Genomic DNA, 12,759 nt, shown 5'->3' with positions numbered 1-12,759 from the left:
TGTCCTCACTTATTTAAGTAATTTACTATTTTTTATCAATTTATATTAAAATTAAAGAAAAATTGGAATGAATTTCATCGAAGTAAAACTTCAAGTGTAAAAAAATTAAATTTTAAAAAGCCTATAAAATTTTACAGACTCTTTTTTTTAAATAATTTTCAATATACATTTCATCTAATTAAGTTTAGAATGAAAAAATCATAATATTTAATATATATAAATAACAAATATTTTATTTTATTAGAGGGGATATAATGGATAGTTTATTATCTATTTGTGATATTAAAGAGGAAGTCTCATATATTATTGATTTGGCTATTAAGATTAAAGCAGGCGAAGTGGAAGATAAGCCTTTGGAAGGTAAAACTTTAGCTATGATTTTCCAAAAGTCCTCTACACGTACCAGAGTTTCCTTTGATGTTGGAATGTATCAGCTTGGCGGAAGAGGAATATTTTTATCATCAAATGACTTGCAGATGGGTAGAGGTGAACCTATTTCAGATACTGCTAAGGTATTAAGCCGTTTTGTTGATGGAATAATGATTAGAGCTATTGAACATCGCGATGTAGTTGAATTAGCCAAATATTCTGAAGTGCCTGTTATCAGCGGACTGACAAATCAGGAACACCCTTGTCAGGCATTGGCTGATATGTTAACTATTAGAGAATATTTCGGGTCCTTTGAAAATAAGAAAATCTGTTTTGTCGGTGACGGAAACAACGTATGTAATTCCCTTTTATTGATTGCTCCTCTTTTAGGAATGGACATGTCTGTTGCCTGTCCTAAAGGTTATGAACCTAATGAAGATATTTTAAAAATCGCCAATGAATATGCAAATGAAAACAATACTGAAATAACCGTTTCTGATGATATTAATGTTGCCCTTAATAATGTGGATGTTGTTTACACTGATGTATGGGTAAGTATGGGTGATGAAGCTGAAAAAGCACAAAGAGAAAAAGATCTTGCACCTTATCAGGTCAATCAGCAGTTAATGGATATTGCTAATGAAGGTGCTATTTTTATGCATTGTCTGCCTGCAGTCAGAGACCAGGAAGTTTCAGCTGATGTGATTGACGGAAATCAGTCAGTTATTTATGATCAGGCTGAAAACAGGCTTCATGCACAAAAAGCTATTCTTTATCATTATTTAAAGGATTAATGGCCAAGAATGGCAAACACTATAAATAAAAAGACTATACAAACGCAACACCAGCACCATTTATCATTATCATCATTTGTATTATTATTGACTGTACTTGATGTATTGACGGGTCTTGGATTAATCGGTCCTCTGTCGTCCTCTACGGTAACTTTTTTAGCTGTTGTTTGTTCTTTAGGTTCGGGGTCTGGTGTTTCATGGACCAAATTAATACCGCATCTTCTACAGAATTTACTTCCTTCAGGATTTTCTTCACCGCATTCTGGACAAAAACTCATAAGTATACTCCCATTAAATAATAAAATATTTCTACAGCTATTTTCATGAAAATTATTAATCCGATTCCACCAATAAATCCGGTAACAAATCTTAGATTATTATTGCTTTCGCGATATCCCAAAAGCTGAGTAAAACCGTCGATGCCTGCAGGAATAAGCAATATAATTGATATTATGAATAAGTTTAATGTATAATTGACCGGATAGAAGTAATTATATATTAAAAATACTATTAAACCTGTATAAAAGCCTGTACATCTTGCACAAACTGGAAACTGATGGTTCTTATAATGAAAGCTTCTTTCAGGTATTCTGTGGCATAATATTTTTGAATATTTCATGATAATCTAAGGTAGCTTATTTGTGTTTAATTTATTGTTTTATACTATATTAATTTTTTTCAATATCTAATGACTAATTTTATATATTCCACTACACAAAAATTAATTCATAATAAAAGATTTAATAAAGGTTTTAGAAATGAGAGGCGGAGAAGCAATAATTGAATCCCTTAAAAAAATGGGAGTAGAAACAATATTCGGTTATCCTGGAGGACAAACCATACCTTTCTATGATATGTTATATGATGCGGATATCGACCATATCCTAGTTAGACACGAACAAGCAGCAGCTCATGCAGCTGACGGATTTGCAAGGGCTTCAGGTAAGGTGGGAGTGTGCCTGGCCACTTCCGGACCGGGTGCAACTAACTTGGTTACAGGTATTGCTACTTCTTATATGGACTCTTCTCCTATTGTAGCTATAACAGGACAGGTTCCAACTCATTTAATCGGAAATGATGCATTTCAGGAAGCAGATATTATTGGTATCACTATGCCTATTGTCAAGCATAGTTTTCAGCCAAAAGACCCTAATTTAATACCTTCTATCATAAAAACCAGTTTTGATTTAGCTGCCAGTGGAAGACCGGGACCTGTATTAATTGATGTTCCAAAAGAAGTACAGGAAGGGGAATTAACAAGTTTTGATGATAATCTAATTCAGATTCCTGGATATAGTCCTACATTAAAGGGCAATCCTAGACAAATTAAAAAAGCCTGTGAGTTAATTAAGCAGGCTAAAAGGCCTTTGGTGCTTGCCGGTGACGGTGTTATTTTGGCCGATGCCTGCAGTGAATTCAATGAGTTTGTACATTTAATCAATGCTCCTGTCATGACTTCACTTTTAGGTAAGGGAGCTATCAATGAAAAGGACGAATTGGCATTGGGAATGCTTGGAATGCATGGAAGAAAAGTTTCCAATGATTCTGTTAATGAATGTGATTTATTGATTGCTATAGGTATAAGATTTTCTGACAGAACAACCGGAAGACTGGACAGTTTCGTTCCCGACAGCAAGATTATCCATATTGATATAGATCCGGCTGAAATAGGCAAAAATGTTGATGTAGATTTGCCGATTGTCGGTGATGCTAAGTGTGTTTTAAAGTCATTAAATAAATTATTCAAAGGATATAAGGCTTCTAGTGATGTTAATGCATGGACAGATAAAATCAAACAAAGAAAAATTGATTTACTTCCTAGAGTTACATATGATGATGTTCCACTTAAACCTCAATCTGTAATTAAGGAAATCAGTGAAGTTTTAACTCCTGATTCCATACTGACAACAGATGTTGGCCAAAACCAGATGTGGGCGGCTCATTTTTATGACACTCAAAAGCCACGCAAGTTCATCTCTTCAGGAGGACTTGGAACAATGGGATTCGGTTTCCCATCAGCTATTGGTGCTAAAGTTGCATGTCCACAAGATCCTGTTGTTTCTCTTAATGGAGACGGCGGATTTTTAATGGTGTGTCAGGAATTGGCTACCGTTTATGATTATGATTTGCCTGTTATTGCAGTAGTGCTTGAAAACAGAACTTTGGGAATGGTATATCAATGGCAAAGCTTATTGTACAATGAAAGACATTCCGAAACAGAATTTAAAGATAGTCCTGACTTTGTTAAGTTAGCTGAAAGTTTCGGCATTAATGCTGTAAGAGTAGAAAAACCGGGCGAAACCAAAGATGTATTAAAAACCGCAATAAAAGATAATGAAGCTATATTGATAGATATTGTCATAGATTCTGAAGAATCACTTCCAATGCTTCCTCCGGGAGCAGGTATCAACGAAATGATTGGTGAATATAAGCTTGAAAAGGATGTGATTTAAATGGAGGAAGGATATCATATTATAAGTACACTTGTTGAAAATAGGCCGGGAGTTTTACAGAAGATAGCCGGATTATTCACAAGAAGAGATTTCAATATTGAAGGTATTACAGTAGGCAAATCTGAAACAGAAGGTCTTGCAAGAATGGTAATTACTGTAAAAGCCGATGAAAAGATATTGGAACAGGTTACAAAGCAGCTAAATAAATTAGTTGATGTTATCAAGATTAAAGATATTACTAAAAATGCAGTTAAAAGAGAATTATGTCTCATAAAAGTTAGTACAGCTAGTGAAATAGAAAGGTCTGAAATATTGCAATATTCCAATATTTTCAGAGCACAAATTATTGACGTAAGTGAAGAAGCACTGATTGTTGAAATAACTGGGGATGGGGATAAAATCAATGCATTTATATCTTTATTAGAGCCTTTTGGAATCAGAAAGATTACAAGAACAGGTATTACTGCAATGTCAAGGGGTATTTAAAATGACTATTTTGGAAAATGTATTAAAAGACAATAAGGAATTTGTTGAAAATTTTGAAGGCACAGAGATGTCTCACCATGCAGCTAAGAAATTAGCTATTTTAACCTGTATGGACTGTAGATTAATCGACTTTTTCGAACCTGCACTAGGTTTAAAAAGAGGAGATGCAAAAATCGTCAGAAATGCAGGTAACTCAATCGTCGGTGAAGATGCAATAAGATCAATCGCTGCAGCATTATACAATCTTGGAGCTGAAGAAATAATGGTTGTCGGACACACAGAATGTGGTATGGCCGGAGCTGATGCTGAAGCTTTAAAAGAAAAAATGATTGCAAGAGGAATTAAAGAAGAAGACATAGCCAAATATGATTTGGCTCAATGGATTGGTGGATTTGAATCCGAAGAACAAAACGTCATTGATGTTGTAGAAAAAATCAAAAACCACCCGTTGATTCCTGACGTTCCGGTACACGGTCTTATAATCGATATTGTAACCGGTGAGTTAAAAGTTTTAGTAGATGGTTATTAAGCCATCTTTTCTTTATTTTTTTTTAAAATGATAAATATAACACACTACAAATCACCATTGGGAGATATTTTACTGGCCTCTGATAATAACAGCTTAATTGGAGTATGGTTTGAAGGACAAAAATATTATCTGGCCAATATTTCCGATGATTTAATCGAAAGGAAAGATAAGATATTGATTAAAACAGAAAAATGGCTGGACAGCTATTTTAATGGTGAAAAACCATCTATTGATGAATTGAATCTTGCACCTCAAGGAAGTGCTTTTCGATGTGAGGTATGGAAGATTCTTTGCGAGATTCCTTATGGTGAAACTTCTTCATATAAAGATATTGCATCTAAAATTGCTGAAAATAGAGGGATTGAAAAGATGTCTGCCCAGGCTGTTGGCGGTGCAGTTGGACATAATCCTATTTCTATAATTATTCCATGCCACAGGGTAATTGCATCAGATGGAGCCTTAACAGGTTATGCAGGTGGCCTGGATAAAAAAATATTTCTTTTAAAACATGAAAATGCAGAATTCTAGTCTGTACAGCATTTTGGTGATGAAAAATAGAAACATCCGCTAAATTTTAGTCTAAAAATAATTCATTTCGATATTTATTTTTTTGTTATGTTTTTGTTTTATTTAAAAAATTTCTTTTTTTTTAGGCATGGTTAACTTTTTTTTTTAAAAAAATTGAACGATAACTTTTTATATTAACTTTTATAAAAATATTTTCATATAATTATATTTTTAAGTTATTATTCATGTATTTGGGGAAATCATGAATATTATTTAATTATATGATTTTATGCTATTATAATGAATGATTGGGGATAATCTGTTTTTATAATTGCATTTGAATATGTACAAGTACTTGTTAAACTTTTTTAAATATGGGGATGGTAATATTAAGGTAAATAAACCAATTCTGGCTATTTTAATATTATTAACTTTACTTATTTTTATGGGCACAGCCAGTGCTATGGAGGATAATGCCAATAATGAAACCCAGGTGTTATCCGCAGTTAATAATGACGAAATAGTCGCTATAGATAATACTCAAGAAATATTAAGTGCAGGCCAACCAGCTACATTTGCTGATTTGGCTGCTGAGATTGGAGACGGTGGAGATAAAAATTTAGGCGGAAAGATTTATACTTATGATGGCAGTAGTGCTGCTGGAAATAGTTTTATTACGATTACTCAACCGGGAACTATTGATGGTCAAGGCGCTGTTATTGATATGGATGGTGCATATTTTAGACTATTTAAAGTAAATACTGATAATGTAATTTTTAAAAATATAACTTTTAAAAATGCAAACTTTATGGAAGAAGGCCCTGTAATTCTTTTTTACCTCGGAGGTACTTTAGAAGATTGTACTTTTGTTGATAACACTGCGGGAAGCGGTGCTGCTGGTGCTGTTTACTTTACCGGTGAAGGTAGCGTGACAAACTGTAATTTCACTCGTAATACTGCATCAGGTAATAATGCTGGTGCTGTTTACTTTAATGGAATCGGTACGGTTACTGATAGTAATTTCATTAATAATACAGCTGGAGGTAGTCTTCCAGTTAATGGAGGTGCTGTTTACTTTGCTGGTGCAGGTAGTGTGACTGGTTCTAATTTTATTGGTAATAATGTTACTAATGGTGATGGTGGTGCTGTTTACTTTTATGGTGATGGTACTGTAACAGACTGTAATTTTACTAATAACTCTGTAAGCGGATATGCTGGTGCAGTTTACTTTAAATATACTGGTAAGTTAGAAAACAGTAATTTCATTAATAATTCTGCAGAAATGGGAAATGGTGCTGTATACTTTTCAGATCCGGGTAGTGTGAATTATTGTAATTTCATTAATAACACTGCAAAAACTGGTGGTGCCGGTGCTGTTTACTTTAAACGTGCTGGTAATGTGACTAATTCTAAATTCATCAATAATTCAGCTATTAATAAGGCAACTACTGGGATAACTGGTGGTGGTGCCATTCAGTTTAATGCCTCTGCTAATGTGACTAATTGTATTTTCATTGGTAATCGTGCTCTTAATGGAAATGGTGGTGGTGCTATATATATTCTTAATTCAGCTAATGTTAATGTAAAAAATTCTAAATTTGAAAAAAATTATATGTCTGAAATTACTGGCTCTGGTTCCAATGCTGGTGGGGGTGCTATTTTCTTTGAATCTACAACTACAGGTTCTATTGATTATTGTAATTTTACGGATAATTATGGTCTTAGCGGTACTGGTGGTGGTGCTATAAACGCTAAATCCTCTATAAATGTAACCAATTCTAATTTTAAGAATAATACATTTTTTGATACTACACATGGTGGAGGTGCCCTTTACTTTGTTGGTGGGTCTAATGTAGTTAATTGTAATTTCACTGATAATTCTGCTTCTTCCAACGGGGGAGCTATTTATGATATATATAGCCAGGATAAACCTGATAATCTTATTGTAACTAATTCTAATTTTGTTAATAATAGGGCGAATGAAACTGAGAATGGTGGTGGTGGTGCTATCTACTCTTCTACTTACTGTATTGTTGATGATTGTAATTTCACATATAACTCAGCTTCTAAAGATGGTGGTGCAATATATGTGGGAAAAGGTGAAGTGTCCAATTCTATTTTTGTTAATAATGAGGCTTTATCTGGAACTGACGGAGCAGTTCGTATTGGAACAGGTACTGTGAATAATTCTAATTTCACGGATAATGTTGCTAATTATGCAGGAGCTGTTGGGATAACTTCTGGTAATATTACCAATTGTAATTTTAATAATGATCATGCAGGAACTACTGGTGCTGTTACACTTTCTTCAGGTACTGTTGATAATTGTAATTTTACAGGTAACTATGCATATAATGCTAATAGTGGTGCTATTTCAGGTTCTGGTTGTAATGTTTATAATTCCAATTTTAATAATGTCTATGCTTCTGGTGCTGGTGGTGCTATTGGTACATCTTTCGGTGATGTAGTTAATTGTAGTTTCACAAATATTCATGGATCTTCTGGTGGTGCTATTCATCAGGAAAGTGGAAATGTAATTAATTGTAGTTTTACAGATATTTATGCTACTGGTGATGGAGGGGCTATTCAATTTACTAACGCAGGTCTTTTCAGTAGTGTAAATAATTGTAATTTTGAGAATATTAGTTCTAAAAATGGTAGAGGAGGTAGTGTTTTTGGTGCAGGTAATGGTGAAGTGAAAAATTCTAATTTCACTAATAGTAGCTCATCAGGTTTTGGTGGTACTGTCTATTTTGCTAAAGAAACCACTGTAGATAATTGTAATTTTGTTGATAGTGTTACAAAGGGTATTAATATGTATGGTGGAACTATTTATATGGGATCAGGTGATGTGAAAAATTCTAATTTCACTAATAGTAGTACATATAATCTTGGTGGTGCTGTCTACTTTAAAGAGGAAGGTAGTGTAGAAAATTCTAGTTTTACTAATTGTTCTGTAATTAGAGATAATGGTGGTGCTGTTTATTTCGGTGCTACGGGTAGTGTAAAAAATTCTAATTTCAATAATAATAGTGCAGGTAATTTGGCTAGTGCTGTCTTCTTTAAGAATACTGGTAGTGTGGATTATTCTAATTTTACTAATAATAAGGTATTGGGTTCTATTGGTGGTGGTGCTGTCTACTTTGATGAGGAAGGTAGTGTGAATTATTCTAATTTCAATAATAATAGTGCATCAAGTTCTGGTGGTGCTGTCTACTTTGACGCAGAAGGTAGTGTGAATTATTCTAATTTCACTGATAATAAAGCATCAACTTTTGGTGGTGCTGTCTACTTCAATACTGTTGGTAGTGTAGATAAATCTAATTTTAAAGATAATTATGCTAGAAGTGGGTCTGCTATTTATTTCAATTCAGCAGCTAGTCCACAAGCCAAATCTGTTAAAAATTCTAATTTATTGAACAATAAGGCAAGGTCAACAGGTTTAATTATTAATCATGATATAAGAAACATAGTTAAAATTACTTTCACTGGTGGAGACAATTTTTTAAATGCTATTTATTCCAATTCTGGCATTGATTTTGATAATGTTACTTATTGGGGAGTTAATGGAGTTAATAACACTGATACTTCTTCTGTTTTCCGTTCCATTAATGAATATGGTCAAAATCTTACAGTAACTATTAATCATGATGGTGCTGTTGAGCAAAAGAATCTAGTAACTGATATTAATGGGGATGTTTCTTTAGAAATAACTGCTGCTGGACATTATTTAATTTCTGCAACTCACCCTGATGATTCATATTATACAAGCATCACCCAAACAATTGAGTTTGCTTTGCTAAATACTACAACTGATTTAGAAATTGAGGGCACTACCGCTAAAGCATATGTTAATCCTCTTGATACTCCGCCTTACCCTTCAGGATATGTAACATTTACTGTTACCAATGAAAGTGGGGTTGTTAAAGAAGGTGATGCTCCTGTTAAATCGAAGGAGTGGGGACATGGTGTACTCTTTGAATTTGATTTGTCAGGTTTAAGTTTAGGTAAATATAATATCACGGCATATTATAATGGTGATACAAATTATCTTCCTTCAAGTGATAATACTTCATTTGAGTTAAAGCAATTAAATTCTACTATTACTATTGATAAAATTTATAATATAAGAGTTGGTGAGGATGAAGAGATTTGGTATACCATTAATGATGATTGGTTTGCAGATAATCCAGTTTATGTAAATGGTGTTAAATATGATGGAGAGGATGGTGAATTAGTTTTAGAGAATTTGCCTGAAGGAATTTATCTTGTGGAGATTTATTATGAAGGTGACGATATATATCTGCCGGGTTATAATTCATCCACATTTGCTGTAGTTGAAGATATACCATATTATGTTACCGTACAGGATAAAACTGGCATATTGAATCAACCGGTAAATATCACTGCAGTTTCCAATCTTAAGCATGATCTTTTAAACGGTACAATGACTTTCGATATTTATAATGGAAACGTATATATTGATACTGTTGAGGCTACTTTAAGTGATGATGGAATTTGGTGGGCAGAATATACTTTTGATGATTCTCTTTTCAGTGTAACCTCTAATGCCATAATTAAATCAGTATATGATGCTTTAGATGATGTAACTTATAATGATGGTCATATCACTCTTAGACATGCAATTCCATTTACTATTGATGCTGAAGATGTTGATTATGGCAATAAAGTAAACATCACTATTGATTTGCCTTCTGATGTTGCGGGTAATATTACTTTCTATATTGGTGATAAAAACTATACTACTGAAAATTTTCAAGTAAATCCAAAGTATTTCATCATTCCGGATATTTTTGCTGCAGGACCATATACAGTTAATGCAGTTTACAGCGGAGACGGCTATTATCATGCAAACACTACAAGTACTACATTCAACGTTAACAGAGCTGCTCCGACAATCACTATCAATGCATCTGATATTGTTGTAGGAAGTAATGCTATAATTAATGCTACATTGCCTGAAAATGCAACAGGTAAAATTACTCTTATTGTAAATCATCAGGAGTATGAAGTAAATAGCGGTGAATCAATCTCAGTTCCTGATTTGAATGTTGGAAATTATGAAGTGATTGCACTATATGACGGCGATCAAAACTACACTAATGCACATGCTTTCAAATCATTCAATGTTATTAAAAAGAATTTGACTGTCTCATTGGATGAAGTCACTGATAAAATTCAGGTTGGCAGTCCGGTTACTTTAACTGCCAAATTAAATGAAACTGTTACTGGTGATGTTGTATTTACAGTTAACGGAGTAAACCATACTGTAGCTGTTTCAGATGCTGATTACATTACTTATGATTACACTCCAGTGGATAATAGTCCTTTAACTGTTGTTGCTACATTCATAAGCAATGATAAATTTAACGGCAATAAATCCACTCCAATGACATTGACGGTCAACGGTATTCCTACTAATGTTACTGTAACTTTCGATTCTCCAATATTTGTCGGCAGCGATGCAGTGATTACTGTCAAATTAAATGCATCAATTGACACGACAGTTAAATTAACGATTAATGGGGAGAATCATGATGTTGCTATTTTAGGAGGTACCGGTGAGTACATTGCTTCAAACCTGGCAAATGACACTTATACCATTACTGCTACATTTGCAGGCAATGATAGATATGCAGGAAATAGTTCTGAACCTCAAACATTGGAAGTAAACAAAATACCTACTAATTTAACTATTAAATTGGATGATGATGTGATTTCTGTTGGTGATAATGCAGTTATTCGTGTTGTTTTAAACCAAACTATAGACACAACTGTAACCGTTAAAGTAAATAATCATAATTATACTGTCGGTATTGTCAATGGTAAAGGTAACTTAACTTTATATGATTTGGAAAATGACATCTACATTATTAATGCAACTTATGCAGGTGATTCCAAATACCTCGGAAACACTTCAAATACATTGACTTTAACAGTTGATAAGATACCTACAAGCATTCAAGTTTCAGCTAATGAACCTAAAGTCGGTGAAAATGCAGTCATAACAATTAACATGCAGCCTTCTGTCAATGCTATAGTTAGACTGAAAGTTGGTGAAGAAACTTATTATGTTGCTGTTGTAAATGGAGTTGGAACTTTCAATGTATCTGATTTGGCTTATGGAACTTATGATGTGAACGTAACATTTGATGGTGATTCTAAATTCTTATATTCCACTAATAACACTACATTAACGGTCAGTAAGATTGCAGATTATCCACTTAATGTAACTACTGAAAACATTGTCTTTGGTGATGATGAAACAATCACTGTTACTTTACCTGCGGATATTAATAAGGATAATCTGGTTGTAAAAGTTGATGGTGATGTAAAAGTTCCTGTTAGTGTTGTTAATGGTGTTGCTACTGTTGTTGTTCCGGGATTAACTGTGGGACAGCATGAGGTTAACGTGACCTATCTTGGTGATGACAAATATGAAGTTAAAAACAATAACTCCAACATGTTTACGGTCAGCCCTTCACCAAACTGTAATATTGTATTGGATGTTGATAATAAGACCTACGGCGAGGACACTACATTTACTGTAACTCTTCCTAGTAGTGTAACTGAAAATGTTACTATTACTGTTGACGGTAAGGATTACTCCAGAAAACCTGATGCTCAGGGTGTTGCTACTTTAACATTGAATAATTTGACTGGCGGATTGCATACAGTGACTGCAACTTATCCTGGTGATGGCATTTATTCTGCTAATTCCACTTCTGATACATTTGTTATTCCTCGTGCTGCATCTACAATTGATGTTGACTTTACTACTCCTAAGTCTGTTGGTGATGATGTATTGATTAATGTCACAATGGGTCAGGAAATCAATGGAACTGTGATTTTAAGTGTTGGAGACAATAATTATGCTGTTGCTGTAACCAATGGTAACGGATCTTATGTTGTATCCGGTTTAACTAATAATGTTTATAATATTAAAGCTGAGTTTAAAGGAGATGAAAACTATACTGCAAGTGCTTCTGATGTTAAACAGTTAGCAATTGATAAAGTTCCAACATCTATCGTTGTTGCTGTTAATGCTACAATTAATGTTGGTCAGGTTGCTGTTGTTAATATAACTATTGATAAGAAGTTAAACGGCAGTGCTGTTGTTAGTGTAAATGGTGAAAACCACACTGTTGCTATTATTGACGGTAACGGTACTTTGACTTTAGCTAATTTGGCTGCAGATACTTACACCATTAATGCTACATTTAAAGGTGATAATCAATATGTTGGATCAACTTCAAATACTGCCACTTTGACTGTTAATAAAGTTGATACTAAAGCTGTGATTGATGATATTGTTACTGATTTAACTAATAATGTAACCAGTGTTACTGTTAATATTACTGATAAGGATGGTAATTTGGTTTATGTAAGTGGTAATGTTACTATTACTGTTGAGGATGAATCTGGTTTTGTTAAGAATGTTACTTCTGATGAGTTTGTTGGATCTAGTGTGACTGTTGATTTGGGTGTTTTAGCTCCGGGTCATTATAATATTACAGCGGTTTATAATGGTAATGATAATTATGCGAATAGTACTAATGATACTAGTGATTATAGAGTTCCTTTAGCAACCAATTATGAT

Annotated in this window: 8 protein-coding genes; 6 read left to right on the top strand and 2 right to left on the bottom strand. The window is 33.6% G+C overall.

Going from position 1 to position 12,759, the window contains the following annotated elements:
* The first annotated feature begins 254 nt into the window (after nucleotides 1-254).
* The gene (argF, locus tag ACKI5C_RS04260) at nucleotides 255-1,163 is read left to right on the top strand and encodes an ornithine carbamoyltransferase (RefSeq protein WP_407431968.1); all 909 of its coding nucleotides are present in this window, start codon (nucleotides 255-257) and stop codon (nucleotides 1,161-1,163) included.
* On the opposite strand, the gene ACKI5C_RS04255 is transcribed toward argF, so the two are convergent.
* Both ACKI5C_RS04255 and ACKI5C_RS04250 read right to left on the bottom strand, forming a co-directional pair.
* The gene (locus ACKI5C_RS04255; protein ID WP_407431967.1) at nucleotides 1,160-1,441 is read right to left on the bottom strand and encodes a zinc-ribbon domain-containing protein; all 282 of its coding nucleotides are present in this window, start codon (nucleotides 1,439-1,441) and stop codon (nucleotides 1,160-1,162) included. The two genes, argF and ACKI5C_RS04255, sit on opposite strands and share 4 nt — an antisense overlap.
* Nucleotides 1,438-1,782, bottom strand: coding sequence for a DUF2085 domain-containing protein (locus tag ACKI5C_RS04250; RefSeq protein ID WP_407431966.1), 345 nt, complete (start codon nucleotides 1,780-1,782; stop codon nucleotides 1,438-1,440). Before ACKI5C_RS04250 ends, ACKI5C_RS04255 begins: the two co-directional genes overlap by 4 nt.
* 139 nt (nucleotides 1,783-1,921) lie before the next feature.
* Here ACKI5C_RS04250 and ACKI5C_RS04245 point away from each other — a divergent pair, with 139 nt between their 5' ends.
* From ACKI5C_RS04245 to ACKI5C_RS04225, 5 genes are all read left to right on the top strand, one after another.
* Entirely contained in the window at nucleotides 1,922-3,616 is a 1,695-nt protein-coding gene (locus ACKI5C_RS04245; protein WP_407431965.1) for an acetolactate synthase large subunit, read from the top strand.
* On the top strand, nucleotides 3,617-4,102 hold the full coding sequence (gene ilvN, locus ACKI5C_RS04240; RefSeq protein ID WP_407431964.1) for an acetolactate synthase small subunit: 486 nt from the start codon (nucleotides 3,617-3,619) through the stop codon (nucleotides 4,100-4,102).
* A 1-nt stretch (nucleotide 4,103) separates the two neighbouring features.
* Nucleotides 4,104-4,631, top strand: coding sequence for a beta-class carbonic anhydrase (locus tag ACKI5C_RS04235; RefSeq protein ID WP_407431963.1), 528 nt, complete (start codon nucleotides 4,104-4,106; stop codon nucleotides 4,629-4,631).
* A gap of 27 nt (nucleotides 4,632-4,658) precedes the next feature.
* Nucleotides 4,659-5,159 (top strand): methylated-DNA--[protein]-cysteine S-methyltransferase, encoded by a 501-nt coding sequence (locus ACKI5C_RS04230; protein ID WP_407431962.1) that lies wholly within the window; start codon nucleotides 4,659-4,661, stop codon nucleotides 5,157-5,159.
* Between the two features lie 424 nt (nucleotides 5,160-5,583).
* The coding region (locus ACKI5C_RS04225) for an Ig-like domain repeat protein (RefSeq protein ID WP_407431961.1) at nucleotides 5,584-12,759 on the top strand (7,176 nt) is incomplete at its 3' end.

The organism is Methanobrevibacter sp. (assembly GCF_045646045.1).
Lineage (GTDB): Archaea > Methanobacteriota > Methanobacteria > Methanobacteriales > Methanobacteriaceae > Methanocatella.
This window is presented reverse-complemented; position numbering and strand designations above follow the sequence as displayed.